The sequence below is a fragment of the Methylomonas sp. 2BW1-5-20 genome, assembly GCF_052474515.1.
In genome coordinates, this window is sequence record NZ_CP184127.1 from 1,299,309 (window position 1) to 1,311,780 (window position 12,472).

A 12,472-nucleotide genomic window follows, 5' to 3' on the forward strand; every position below is an offset into this window, starting at 1 on the left:
GAAAATAAGTCAATTAGCGCTATCGGCTTAGTGGGCGGATGGTGTCGCGGCCTGTGAGGAAGAGCTGGTCGATTTTCTGGCGAAGCGGCGGCTTAAGCCGTCCAGGTGTTGTTCCAGAGCGCCGTTCTTGCCGGCCAGTTTCGCCGCTTGATGGACCAGCAAGGTCTGGCTGTAAGCGTCGCTGCCCGCCGCCAAAAACGTATCCTCCAGCCGGCCTTGCAATTGGCCCAAGGCCAAAACCAGCGGCTCCAACTGCCGGACTAAGGTCACGTCGCGCTGATATTCGTCCAGATCGAAACTGCGCGGCAATATGCCGGGATTTTGCACGGCCAACACCAAGCCCTGGTCCACAAACGCCCGGCTCTTGTCTCCAAGCTTGGGCAAGGCCCGGCGTTCGTCGGCGTTTAAATCGGTCAAAAACGGCAACAGGTTCTGAATTTGGCCGATCAAACCCATGACGGCGTTTTGTTGGTCGGCGGAGAGTTCGCCCTTGACTAAATCGTTGTTCATAATCGCTCCTGGTTAAAAAAATTAATACCGCGATTCATGCAGATGCAAGCATCGAACGGCTTGAATCCTGGCATTTTAAAGAGAGGGGAGTGGCTCGGCAGTTGCAGCACGCTTAAACTGCCGCTTTCGACAACCGGCAAACAACGCATTTTGCGTAAACGGCCAAAATGAGTCGCCATTGGGTTGCGGACTGAGTCTAGTTGAAAAACGATAGGGATTCAAACCCATCCGAACCTGAACGCTACACGGGGTTGCTATTTTTATAGCCGGTTTAAATTGGGTGGGAATCTCTGATGGTTATTTGGTTCGTGTGCGGTTATCCAGTTCAAATGCTCGAGTTCGGCCACTTCCTGACATTCGAAGCTTTGCGCTCTATGTCCGCAGAGATTCAATTACCTGACATTCATCGTTCGCGTTAAAGCTGTGCGGCGCAAACGAAGCGCTGTATAACTTGTATCCTAATTGGTGCATTGTTAGGATTTTGCTGGAACTCAATTCCAAGCTACATTTTTAAAATAACCTAATTCTTTCTGAATGAGTTGAACTTGAGCTTCTAGTTCGTCTGACCATTCTGGAATATCAATATAAACCAGATCAGACGAATGCCCTTTAGACTCACTAGGTCTATCCGTAGCAATTCCAACCACAACGCCTACGCTTGGAAGCCTACCACGAACAACTAGACACCTCATACTCAGCTCTTTCAGTCTGGATTCTCTTTCCCTACTATCGCCAACTAAAAAAACGAAAGCAGTATTTTGATATGCCAAGATTACCCTAGAAGCCACTTCCAATCCGGGCTTTTCTAAAAATTCAATAAAATATTCTGCAAGCTTCGCTCTATGTTCTCTGGGCTGTAATGCCATTTGGATTAGAACCAATTGGTTATCAGTGACTTCCTTAGTTGAATAATCAAACATACCATCCGTTAGTAAATCTTTAGTATAGTGCTCAATTAAATTGTCCCAAAAATATGAAGGCTTCAATGAGCGTTGTTGAGCCTTATAACTATCAGAATCTATAAATCCTTTGAATATGGTGTCATCAATTATTAGTAAATCAGCTTCTTCAAAAGGAAATGAATAATTGTTGTTTAAGTAGATTGCTAAAAGGTCTTCAAGACCACCACCAGAAAAAATAACATTCGCTCTAGAAATTAAATACTCTGTTTCAGTTAAGAATCCTACAAAATCCGTGATAGTGTCGAGTAAGCCAAAAATCGCCCCTAAACTAAATTCATCGCAGACATGTACTATCCCATTACCAAGATCACCAGACTTTGTAGCAAGTTGCCGTTTTGCTCCAAGTGAAACGGATATTCGGTGTATTTTGCGTTCTTCTTTTGATGGCAAATCTACTTGACGGCCATCATGTCTAGTGAAGCTTTGTGCGGAGTTTAGCCATCTTTCTGCCCCCCATATCTGCGAAGCAGATTTATCAATTGCAGCTTTAACCCACCTATCCCATCCTGCCCGATCCCCTGTATCTTTATACTGGATATCCTTGACAGAAATAATAACGATATGATTTCCACAAACAATTAAACAATCGCATAGTTCCTTATCTTTTTTGCCTATTGGATTTGGATGAGTCCAGAGTGAAAGAAAAGCTCTTTCACTAATAGAGTTCACAAATTTTTCAGACTCGGTTAATCCTTGAGGCATAGGTTTTTCTTTATTTGACTAACGATTTAACTAGACTGCTTTTGCCTATTCGTGTTGAGCGAGTTGTAATCGGCGCGAATCGACATAATTTAACTCTTGTCATTTTTGCACTTTACCGAAACAACCTTTCAATTTGTTTTGGCAAGTGGTCATTCTGAGTCACCAATATATTAAAATTAATGGCTGCTAATTGCCAATTCTCAGCCATTGAATCACTTCGTACGACAGACCGCAACGGGTCGATAATACCAATTCAGCAATTTCATAAGCCGTATAATTTCAGGGCCGTAGGGCGGATAAGCAAAGCGTCATCCGCCGTTAAAACAGTCAATTATGCGGTTCAACCGCGTCGAATGGTGCCAAATCTAATCCTGCCCAATTTGATGGGTAAATCCCCATATTAACCAGACGATGAAAACTTGAATAAGGCCATTCCTTAGCTGTGACTGCCAAACCATGCTTGACCGGATTGTAATGAATATAATCCATATGTACCGCGTAGTCGGCGTCATTGGTAATGGTATGTTCCCAAAATCGACGTTGCCACTTGTGCCCTTTGGGTATATGCCTCGCTCGTGGCGTTTCATTCTGATTGCTGAGCGATATTCGGTTTTAGGTATCGCTTTCGAGAAGGCTTTTTTTATCGCTTGCCATCGGTTGGAATATTGATCATCACCTGGTGGTAATGTCCAAATCGCATGCATATGATCAGGTAAAACCACCCATGCATCGATATAAAATGGCTGCTTGTCCCGGACCACTCGCACCGCTTCTCGTAACGCTGCAATATGCTCGATCAGTAGCGACGATTTCCGTTCGAGCAAGTTAACGGTGAAAAAATAGGTGCCGCCGGGAATGCGATTGCGTCGATAGTTTGGCATCACCCAAGTTTAGCCAATTTGGCGGATGACGCTACGCTTATCCGCCCTACAGCCAGTTTGAAATTTTGAACAGACTACTCGGAATAGGACCGCAGGGCGGAGAAGCGGAGCGTCATCCCCGTCCCGTGAGTTTGAAACCAGCAGTGGGATTGGCGGAATTTTTAAGTTGCGGATACCGGTGGCCGCGGCTCGCCGATTTCCTCAATACTCACCGGCTGACCGACCGACAAGAAGCCCGGTTTGTCATGCAAGGCGTTTTGCCCGAAATACACTTTGTTTTGCCATTTACGCATACGATTCAATGTCGTCAACGGTTCCTTGCCGGTTTCCGCTGTTAATGGATCTATCGTGGGTACCGAGCAGCGGGAGCAGGGCTTGGGTAATCTAAAGCCGATATCGTTGATGGTAATCCGCCGCCAAGCGTCCTCCGCATAGCTGTCGCAGTCGGCGACGACTAAATTCGGCCGGAAGCGAACCATGTCAAATTCCAGCTGCATCGCTTGGTTGAGGGCGTTCAGGGAATTTTCCGACACGATCAGAAACGGAAAACCATCGGAAAACGCGGTTTGATCGCTATCCAACGCATAGTTAGGATCAACTTTACGAACATCGTCATCGGTTTGATACACCAACCGGCAATCGGTTTGCAAAAAACCGCTTAGCCAGGCGTCCGCGGCATCGCCGCAGGTTTTGGCCCGACAATGATCGTGCCAGACTACGACTTCGAGTTCGTCGCCGTCTTGCGCTTGCAAGGGCAGGGATAAATCCGGCTGATCGGGGGCGGACAAGATCAGGCGCTCGCCTTCGATGCGGGTTTTGATCAGCGCCATTTTCGGTAAGCGGCGCTGGCTGAGGAATTGCCTGTCGCTGTCGATCAGCATCCATTTTCTATCGTACAGCAAGCCTTTGCTGTCTACCGGCCACTGATCCACCCGAATTCCGGCAAGAGATTTAACCGGATATATATAAATTTGACTGAGTACTGGCATGTTATTTTGTGCTTAGCTGAATAACAGATCGGTTTGAGTGTGCAGTAAATGCTCGGCTAAAGACTGTTCGATATTATCGAACTTGATGCCGTAACGGCCGTTTGCGTGATCGCAATGCACCACGACGGCTTGAATATCGAAACGGGCGCTGTCGTTGAACAGCAGATACAGGCAAATGCGCTTATTTTTGCCGAGTTTTTTTTCGCTGAACACCGCTGCGCCGCGACTGCTGATGTCGCGCAACGCTACCGGAAATAAACGCGGAAACCATAGGCTATGGATCTTGATGGCGGCGCGGATGTCGTTGCGCAGATAGCGAACCGCACTGCGCTTGTTAGACCATGAGCTATCAATCGTAACCTCTTGATCGAGAAAATCTAAAGAGAAGTCTGGCTCTGACATGGCAAACGCGGCGAATGTAAAGGTGGCTAAGTATTGATGTTAAACCGCTAAAATTCAATAGAGCTTGACGATTATTGACCGAGCCCGCCATAACTGAATCCGTTAAAATGGCGCTTTTGTTTCTTGCCGCTCCAAATTATGAAAAAAAGTACGTTTATTTCGTTTTGCTTTTGTTGGATCGCCGCGCTGCCGATGAGCGACATAATTGCTGCGCCGGCCAAGAAAGCAGCACCCGCAAAACCGGTTCAGACCGCTAAACCGGCCGAACCGGCAAAACAGCTGGTCAAAATCGGCTATTTCAGCCAAGAGTTGCCTGCACCGCCGGCGCTTTCCAATCTCGACCCGTTTATTCCGAATAAAGGCCAGGTCGGTGCGGAACTGGCGGTTGCCGATAACAATACCACCGGCCAATTTACCGGCCAGCATTTCGAATTGAAGAAGGTGGTAGTGCCTGTCGGCGGCGATTTGCAGCAGGCATTCAACCAACTTGGCGACGATATTGGTTTGGTGGTTTTGAACGTACAAGCCGACCAATTGAATAAAATCGCCGATTTGCCCGCCGCGAAAAACAAATTGTTATTCGACGCCGCCACCAGCGACGACGAATTGCGCAATGGCGATTGCCGGCATCAGGTTTTGCATATATTGCCCAGCCGGGCCATGAGGGCCGATGCGCTGGCGCAATATATGTTGAAAAAGCGCTGGCAAAACTGGTTCTTGGTGGTGGGTCCCGCGCCGGCCGACAAACTTTACGCCGCCGCCATCAAACGCGCGGTTAAGCGCTTCGGCATCAAACTGGTGGCGGAAAAAGCCTGGACCAACGATTATGACGCGCGCCGCACCGCGCAATCCGATGTGGCGGTTTTTACGCAAGTCGAGGATTACGATGTATTGGTGGTGGCGGACGAGCAGGGCTTGTTCGGCGAATATTTGGACTACAGAACCTGGAAACCGCGCCCGGTAATCGGCACCCAAGGTTTGATTGCCACCGCCTGGCATAGAACCCATGAGCAATGGGGAGCGGTGCAACTGCAAAACCGATTTAAGGATACCGTGGGCCGCTGGATGGAAGAAGAAGATTACGCCGCCTATCTGGCCGTGCGGGCCATAGGCGAGGCCAGTGTCCGCACCAAATCGAACCAGACCCAAGCGATCAAGGATTATATGCTCTCCGAGGCTTTTGCATTGCAAGGTTACAAAGGCATGCCCTTATCGTTCCGTCCCTGGGACGGTCAATTACGGCAACCGGTATTGTTGGCCGCCCCGCGCTCGCTGGTTGCTGTCGCGCCGGTAGAGGGCTTTTTACATCCCAAAACCGAATTGGATACTTTAGGCTACGACCAGCCGGAAACGGCGTGTAAATAAGCCGGTGTCGTCTAAAACCACGGAGGACAGGAATGAGCGATAAACGGCGTATGGAGATCAGCCAGTCAGCGATCAGCGGTGTTCTTGGCGTGGAAGAGGCGAAGCCGCTAAAAAAAGGCCCTGCGCATAAACCGTTCAAGATTCAAAGCCGTTATCAACCGGCCGGCGATCAACCCACCGCCATCGCCGAATTGGTGGAAGGCATTAATGATGGCGAGTTACATCAAACCTTGCTGGGCGTGACCGGTTCGGGTAAGACTTTTACCGTCGCCAACGTGATCCAGCAAACTCAGCGGCCGGCGATGATCATGGCGCCCAACAAGACGCTGGCGGCACAGCTGTACGGCGAAATGAAGGAGTTCTTTCCGGACAACAGCGTCGAGTATTTTGTGTCCTATTACGACTACTATCAGCCCGAGGCCTATATTCCAGCCTCAGATACCTTTATCGACAAAGATGCGTCGTTAAACGAGCATATCGAGCAAATGCGGCTGTCGGCCACCAAAGCCTTGCTGGAGCGGCGAGATACCATTGTGGTGGCTACCGTGTCGGCGATTTACGGCTTGGGTGAACCGGAGTCTTACTTCCAGATGGTGTTGCATCTGGTGCGCGGCGATATGATCAAGCAGCGCGACATCCTGCGCCGCTTGGCGGAAATGCAATACACCCGCAACGATACCGAACTGCGCCGGGCTACCTACCGGGTGCGCGGCGAGGTGATCGATGTGTTTCCGGCCGAATCGGAAGAACAAGCCTTACGCATCGAATTGTTCGACGACGAAATCGAGCGGCTGTCGATGTTCGACCCGCTGACCGGTGAAGTAACGCAACGCTTGGCGCGTTTCACGCTTTATCCGAAAAGCCACTACGTCACGCCGCGCGATCAATTACTCAGCGCGGTGGAAAAAATCAAAATCGAATTGGCCGAACGCCTGGAACAATTGCGCGACAATCATAAATTGGTGGAAGCGCAACGTTTGGAGCAGCGCACGCTATTCGACATCGAAATGATCATGGAGGTGGGTTATTGCTCGGGCATCGAAAATTACTCCCGGCATCTGTCCAATCGTGCGGATGGTGAATCGCCGCCGACCATGTTTGATTATCTACCCAACGATGCGCTGGTGATCATAGACGAAAGCCATGTCACCGTGCCGCAGATCGGCGCCATGTACAAAGGCGACCGCTCGCGTAAGGAAACCCTGGTGGAATACGGCTTTAGATTGCCTTCCGCCTTGGATAACAGGCCATTGCGTTTCGAAGAGTTCGAACAAATCTGCGGTCAGCGTATCTACGTCTCCGCCACCCCCGGCCCGTATGAGAAAGAACATTCCGGCGCGGTAGTCGAACAGGTGGTACGCCCCACCGGCTTGGTCGATCCCATCGTCGAGGTGCGGCCGGCGACGAGTCAGGTGGACGATCTGCTATCGGAGATTACCAAACGCACTGCGGTCCAGGAGCGGGTGCTGGTCACTACCTTAACCAAGCGCATGTCGGAAGATTTGACCGATTATTTGATGGAGCATGGCGTTAAAGTGCGTTATTTGCATTCGGACATCGAAACGGTGGAACGGGTGGAGATTATCCGCGACTTGCGGCTGGGCGTGTTCGATGTGCTGGTCGGCATCAACTTGTTAAGAGAAGGTTTGGACATTCCCGAGGTGTCGTTGGTGGCGATTCTGGATGCCGATAAGGAAGGCTTTCTACGTTCGCTGGTATCGCTGGTGCAAACCATAGGCCGCGCGGCCCGTAATGCTAATGGCAAAGCGATTCTTTACGGCGACAAAATCACTCGTTCGATGCAGCTTGCCATGGACGAAACCGAACGCCGCCGCAATAAGCAGATAGCCTTTAACAAAGAGCACAATATTCAACCGAAGACTATTTTCAAATCGGTGACGGATATTCTGGAACTGGCCATTCCCGGTTCCGGCGGTTCCATTTCCAATGCCCGCGCCAAAGTCGCGGAACCGGCCGGCAACTATAAAGCGATGACGCCGAAACAGGCCGCCAAAGCGCTTAAGCAGCTTGAAGAAAAAATGTATCAGCATGCCAGAAATCTGGAATTTGAAGACGCGGCCCGGATTAGGGATCAGATAAAGTTGTTGCAGGCCGAGATGGTGGTTTGATTGGAACGGGTTTGTAATAACTCGTTCCGCTAGCTATAGTTGACAAGATTTATCGAGACAAACGGTTTTAAAACACAGGTTGGCAGACACTGCTCGATTCAAGGTAAACGTCAGCCGAATAGACCGTAACCAAATCTACGAACTTTGGTCGGTGCGACGGTGAAATTATGTTGTGGACGCGGGAAATAAAATGATTGCCGCCAAGAGTATCCTGAACGATAACGTTCGGGTGTTGAAAAGCGAAGTTTCCAAAACCACTTATCAAGGTGTGGCGATTGCGCTGGCGAGTATTGTCAGTGCGCTGCTGGCATTAAGCTATTACTACGTCGGCGAAATATCGTTGAATGGCGTTATCCAAGCGCAAACCGATAACTATGGCTTGTGGATGCTTGAGGCGCTTCCGTTCATTTTCGGATTTTGGGGCCAATATTCCAGCTCGGTGATCGCCTATCAAGCCGGGGCGATGATATTCGATCAAACTCAGGAATTGCGTTCCCGTGCCGAATCGCTGGAGAAGCAAGTCAGTTATTCCACCACTCACGATGCGGTGACGGACTTACCGAATCGGGTGTTGTTTTACGATAGGGTGGAGCAGGCGATTTTAGCAGCCGGCAATCAGAATAAAATGCTGTCGATATTGTTGGTGGAAGTGGCCAATTTTAAGGAAGTTTACGACACGCTGGGCCGCAACAGCAGCGACCTGATCTTGAAACAGATAGCCACGCGCCTGCAAAGCGTGGTGTTGGGCACCGATAGCGTCGCCCGCATCGACGGCAATATTTTCAGCGTGTTGTTGTCCGCGGTCGATAACGAAACGGCCGGCGTGACCTTGGCGAAGAACATTCAGGCGGCTCTGGATCCGGCGTTTAAAGTCGAGCGTCTGAGTCTGGTGATCCACAGTAACATCGGTATCGTCAATTTTCCCGAGCATGGCGACGATGTCGATACTTTGGTGCAAAAAGCCGGCGTGGCATTATTCGTCGCCGGCCAGTCGCACGAAGGCTACACCACTTATGCGCCGTCTTACGACGATCACAGTCCGCGCCGTTTGACGCTGATGAGCGAATTGCGCCAGGCCATCGAAAAAGAGCAATTACATATTTACTACCAACCCAAAGTGTCGGTATTAACCGGACAGGTTTACGGCGCGGAGGCCTTGGTACGTTGGCAGCATCCCAAGCACGGTTTCATCGCACCGGACGAATTTGTTCCGATGGCGGAAAGAACCAGGGTGATCAAGCATCTGACATCCTGGGTGTTGAAACAAGCTTTCAAGCAGTGCGCGGAATGGCGCCAGCGCGGCTGGGAATTGATTATCTCGGTAAATCTATCCGCCAAGGATTTACACGATCCGGAACTGCCGGATGTGATGGCCGGTGTCGCCGCGGCAGCGAATATCAAGCCCGGCTGGATGATGCTGGAAATTACCGAAAGCTCTATCATGACCGATCCGGAGCGGGCGATGGAAGTGATTCAGCGTCTGCACGAAATGGGGTATAAATTGTCTATCGACGACTTTGGCACCGGCTATTCGTCACTGGCATACTTAAAACGCATGCCGTTGACCGAACTAAAAATCGACAAATCGTTTGTCGTGGATTTGTTAAAAAGCGAGAACGATGCGGTGATCGTCAAAGCCACCATCAACCTGGCGCACAACCTGGGTTTACAGGTCACGGCCGAAGGCGTTGAAACTCAAGAAGTCATGGACAAACTCGCCAGTTACCAATGCGATCTGGCGCAAGGCTATTTGTTTAGCAAGCCGATCTCGTTCGACGATTTTGGTCTGTGGCTGGAAGCCAATCGTTAAAGATATGAATATTCAGGAGCAGCAATAATGTCCACGGCTTGGGCTGGCGGTACCGACGCCATTTTGGAAAGAATGGACAAGATGACCGAGCTTTTCGTTGCCGAGACGCGTAAAGCCATCTATACCGGCGAATCCGCCACCCATTGCGAGGAATGCGGCGAACCGATACCGGAAGCGCGGCGTCAGGCGATTGCCTGTAAATATTGTTTGTCGTGTCAAACCGAGCTGGAAAAAGGCTGATCCAGTTCTACTGCTACTGAATGCGCTTAAACGGCAGATAGTTCGCCGCATCTCGCTTGTAATGCTGAATCGCCTGTTTTTCCCGGTCTACGAATTGCGCAACGGCCTTGGCAAAGCCGGCATCCTTTAGCCAATGTGCGGAATAGGTAGTCACCGGCTCGAAGCCACGGGAGATTTTATGCTCGCCTTGCGCGCCGGAATCGAAACGGGCCAAGCCGTGTTCTATGCAATAGTCTAAGCCCTGGTAATAACAGGCTTCGAAATGTAGTGCGTTGTATTCTGCTTGGCATCCCCAATATCGGCCATATAGAGTATCCGCACCGATAAAGCTCAAGGCTGCGCCGACGTACGCATCGTCTTTAACCGCCAGAACCAGCAACAACTGCTCGGGCATGGTGCGCGCGATTTGCTTAAAAAACGCTAGATTCAAGTAAGGTTCAGAACTGCGTTTTAGATAGGTCAGTGCGTAAAACCGGAAAAAAACCTGCCATTGGGCATCGGTAACATCAGTCCCGGGAATACGGTGCATTTCAATACCTTGTTCATCCACTCGGCGTCGTTCGCGCTTGATCATCTTGCGTTTGTCGGCGCTTAGCGTTTGTAAAAAATCCGAAAATGTCGGGTAGTTACGATTAAACCACTGAAACTGCACACCCTCGCGGATGCTTAAACCTAATGGTTGCAGCAGCTCAAGCTGGGAATGCTCGGGAAATAAACAATGCCAGGAGGAAATGTTAGTTCGCTCGGCAAGTTGTTGGATAAAGCTGAATAATAAGGTGCTGACCGCCGCTTGATCGGTTTCTGGTGCGAATAGCAGTCGCTGTCCCTGGCAGGGGGTAAACGGGATGGCGCTGACTAATTTCGGGTAATAGGCCAGTCCATGCTGTTGGTAAGCTTGGGCCCATTGCTGATCGAACACGTATTCGCCCCAGGAATGGGTTTTTAAATACAGCGGCAATGCCGCCAGCAATTTTTGATTGTCCATGACCAGTAAATGCACGGCTTCCCAGCCGGTCGGCGGGCTAACCGCTGCGCTTTGTTCCAGGGCGGATAAAAACTCATATCGTAAAAAAGGATAGTCGGGTCCGCACAGCCGATTCCAATCGGCGGCATCGATATGCGCCATGCTGTGGATTTGTTTTACTTCCATTTTTAATCACAGTAGAGTTAAAGCATCAAAATACCATCAAACCATCGCTCATGACGATACAGAAGCCATTTTCCCAGGCTTGCGAGAACAACAAGGAGCCGATTTTACAGATCATCAAAATGGTCTTTAACCAACCGACCACGGTTTGGGAAATCGGCAGCGGTACTGGCCAGCATGCCTGCCATTTTGCCGAGAATCTTCCGCATTTGTCATGGCAGCCTACCGATAGGCCGGAGAATCTGGCGGGGATCCATTTATGGCGGGACGAGGCGCAACTGGCTAATCTACTGCCGCCGCTAAGCTTGGATGTAGCGGATACGCTATGGCCTTGCGAACGAATCGATGCAGTGTTTACCGCGAATACCCTGCATATCATGAGTAGCGACGAAGTAAAGCTGTTATTCGAGCGACTGGCGGTTTATTTGAGTGCCGAGGCGACGATGTGTATCTACGGTCCATTCAATTACGCCGGCGCGTATACCAGCGAAAGCAATGCGCGTTTCGACCTGTGGCTGAAAGAACGGAATGCTGTGAGCGGGATCAAGGATTTTGAGGAGATCATGAGTTTGGCCGCAAACAGTGGTCTGGAGTTACAGGTAGACAACGCCATGCCCGCCAATAACCGGCTATTGGTTTTGCGGAAGAGTGCATAAGGACCTTTGTCTGACGCTTTACGTTGCGTAAGCAGCTACGTGTTATGCTCCTGTCATTAACTACATTTCCCTATTCACGGAGTGGACGATGCAAAAAATAGTAACGGTTTTTCTTTTAATCGTGACCTTGATGCTGCCCGGCTGCGGTTACAACACCTTTCAAACGCAAGACGAACAAATTAATGCCGGTTGGGCGGAAGTGCTGAATCAATATCAACGCCGCGCGGATTTGGTGCCGAACCTGGTGAACACGGTAAAAGGCTACGCCGGTCATGAGAAGGAAGTATTGGAAGCGGTGACGGCTTCCCGCGCTAAAGTGGGCAGTATTCAAGCCACGCCGGAATTGGTGAACGACGAACAGGCCTTTGCCAAGTTTCAGGCGGCACAGGGCGAATTGAGCTCCGCCCTGTCGCGCTTGATGGTGGTGTCGGAGAATTACCCGCAACTGAAGGCCGATGCCAATTTTCGCGATCTGCAAGCGCAACTCGAAGGTACCGAGAACCGTATCACCGTGGCGCGCAATCGTTACATCGCAGCGATCAAGGAATACAACATCACCGTGCGTTCCTTTCCCAGCAATCTGACCGCGATGCTGTTTGGGTATAAGACCAAGCCATCGTTTACGGTGGAAAACGAAAAAGCCATATCCACGGCGCCGGTGGTCGATTTTGGTAAATAA

11 protein-coding genes and 1 pseudogene are annotated in these 12,472 nt (G+C 50.3%); 6 read left to right on the top strand and 6 right to left on the bottom strand.

What is annotated here, in order from left to right:
• Positions 1-27: 27 nt before the first annotated feature.
• The 5 genes and pseudogenes from ACH50O_RS05915 to ACH50O_RS05935 form a co-directional block, all read right to left on the bottom strand.
• A complete protein-coding gene (locus ACH50O_RS05915) occupies positions 28-510 on the bottom strand; it encodes a hypothetical protein (RefSeq protein ID WP_446811101.1) in 483 nt (160 codons plus the stop codon).
• 491 nt (positions 511-1,001) lie between these two features.
• The gene (locus ACH50O_RS05920) at positions 1,002-2,174 is read right to left on the bottom strand and encodes a hypothetical protein (RefSeq protein ID WP_446811102.1); all 1,173 of its coding nucleotides are present in this window, start codon (positions 2,172-2,174) and stop codon (positions 1,002-1,004) included.
• 327 nt (positions 2,175-2,501) lie between these two features.
• Positions 2,502-3,055: pseudogene (locus tag ACH50O_RS05925) on the bottom strand (REP-associated tyrosine transposase).
• Positions 3,056-3,216: 161 nt separating this feature from the next.
• Positions 3,217-4,044 carry an MOSC domain-containing protein gene (locus ACH50O_RS05930; RefSeq protein ID WP_446811103.1) on the bottom strand — a complete coding sequence of 276 codons (828 nt, stop codon included), beginning with the start codon at positions 4,042-4,044 and terminating at the stop codon, positions 3,217-3,219.
• 12 nt (positions 4,045-4,056) lie between these two features.
• Positions 4,057-4,446: a PilZ domain-containing protein gene (locus ACH50O_RS05935; RefSeq protein WP_446811104.1), complete on the bottom strand. Its 390-nt coding sequence runs from the start codon at positions 4,444-4,446 to the stop codon at positions 4,057-4,059.
• 192 nt (positions 4,447-4,638) lie between these two features.
• Between ACH50O_RS05935 and ACH50O_RS05940 the strand changes: the two genes are divergently transcribed.
• The 4 genes from ACH50O_RS05940 (at position 4,639) to ACH50O_RS05955 (ending at position 9,990) form a co-directional block, all read left to right on the top strand.
• Positions 4,639-5,811 carry an ABC transporter substrate-binding protein gene (locus tag ACH50O_RS05940; RefSeq protein WP_446811105.1) on the top strand — a complete coding sequence of 391 codons (1,173 nt, stop codon included), beginning with the start codon at positions 4,639-4,641 and terminating at the stop codon, positions 5,809-5,811.
• Between the two features lie 32 nt (positions 5,812-5,843).
• Entirely contained in the window at positions 5,844-7,940 is a 2,097-nt protein-coding gene (gene uvrB, locus ACH50O_RS05945) for an excinuclease ABC subunit UvrB (RefSeq protein WP_446811106.1), read from the top strand.
• Between the two features lie 190 nt (positions 7,941-8,130).
• A complete protein-coding gene (locus ACH50O_RS05950) occupies positions 8,131-9,750 on the top strand; it encodes a putative bifunctional diguanylate cyclase/phosphodiesterase (protein WP_446811107.1) in 1,620 nt (539 codons plus the stop codon).
• Positions 9,751-9,777: 27 nt separating this feature from the next.
• On the top strand, positions 9,778-9,990 hold the full coding sequence (locus ACH50O_RS05955; protein ID WP_036274010.1) for a TraR/DksA C4-type zinc finger protein: 213 nt from the start codon (positions 9,778-9,780) through the stop codon (positions 9,988-9,990).
• Between the two features lie 13 nt (positions 9,991-10,003).
• On the opposite strand, the gene ACH50O_RS05960 is transcribed toward ACH50O_RS05955, so the two are convergent.
• Complete coding sequence (locus ACH50O_RS05960; protein ID WP_446811108.1) at positions 10,004-11,140, bottom strand: GNAT family N-acetyltransferase; 1,137 nt, start codon at positions 11,138-11,140, stop codon at positions 10,004-10,006.
• A gap of 50 nt (positions 11,141-11,190) precedes the next feature.
• Here ACH50O_RS05960 and ACH50O_RS05965 point away from each other — a divergent pair, with 50 nt between their 5' ends.
• Both ACH50O_RS05965 and ACH50O_RS05970 read left to right on the top strand, forming a co-directional pair.
• On the top strand, positions 11,191-11,793 hold the full coding sequence (locus tag ACH50O_RS05965; RefSeq protein ID WP_446811109.1) for a DUF938 domain-containing protein: 603 nt from the start codon (positions 11,191-11,193) through the stop codon (positions 11,791-11,793).
• An 88-nt stretch (positions 11,794-11,881) separates the two neighbouring features.
• Positions 11,882-12,472 carry a LemA family protein gene (locus ACH50O_RS05970; protein WP_446811110.1) on the top strand — a complete coding sequence of 197 codons (591 nt, stop codon included), beginning with the start codon at positions 11,882-11,884 and terminating at the stop codon, positions 12,470-12,472.

Bases quoted from the DNA above. Each gene is read 5' to 3' on its own strand.
- ACH50O_RS05920 (WP_446811102.1), bottom strand. From the start codon at position 2,174: ATGCCTCAAGGATTAACCGAGTCTGAAAAATTTGTGAACTCTATTAGT.
- ACH50O_RS05970 (WP_446811110.1), top strand. From the start codon at position 11,882: ATGCAAAAAATAGTAACGGTTTTTCTTTTAATCGTGACCTTGATGCTG.
- ACH50O_RS05955 (WP_036274010.1), top strand. From the start codon at position 9,778: ATGTCCACGGCTTGGGCTGGCGGTACCGACGCCATTTTGGAAAGAATG.
- ACH50O_RS05960 (WP_446811108.1), bottom strand. From the start codon at position 11,140: ATGGAAGTAAAACAAATCCACAGCATGGCGCATATCGATGCCGCCGAT.
- ACH50O_RS05950 (WP_446811107.1), top strand. From the start codon at position 8,131: ATGATTGCCGCCAAGAGTATCCTGAACGATAACGTTCGGGTGTTGAAA.
- ACH50O_RS05965 (WP_446811109.1), top strand. From the start codon at position 11,191: ATGACGATACAGAAGCCATTTTCCCAGGCTTGCGAGAACAACAAGGAG.
- ACH50O_RS05930 (WP_446811103.1), bottom strand. From the start codon at position 4,044: ATGCCAGTACTCAGTCAAATTTATATATATCCGGTTAAATCTCTTGCC.
- ACH50O_RS05935 (WP_446811104.1), bottom strand. From the start codon at position 4,446: ATGTCAGAGCCAGACTTCTCTTTAGATTTTCTCGATCAAGAGGTTACG.
- uvrB (WP_446811106.1), top strand. From the start codon at position 5,844: ATGAGCGATAAACGGCGTATGGAGATCAGCCAGTCAGCGATCAGCGGT.
- ACH50O_RS05940 (WP_446811105.1), top strand. From the start codon at position 4,639: ATGAGCGACATAATTGCTGCGCCGGCCAAGAAAGCAGCACCCGCAAAA.
- ACH50O_RS05915 (WP_446811101.1), bottom strand. From the start codon at position 510: ATGAACAACGATTTAGTCAAGGGCGAACTCTCCGCCGACCAACAAAAC.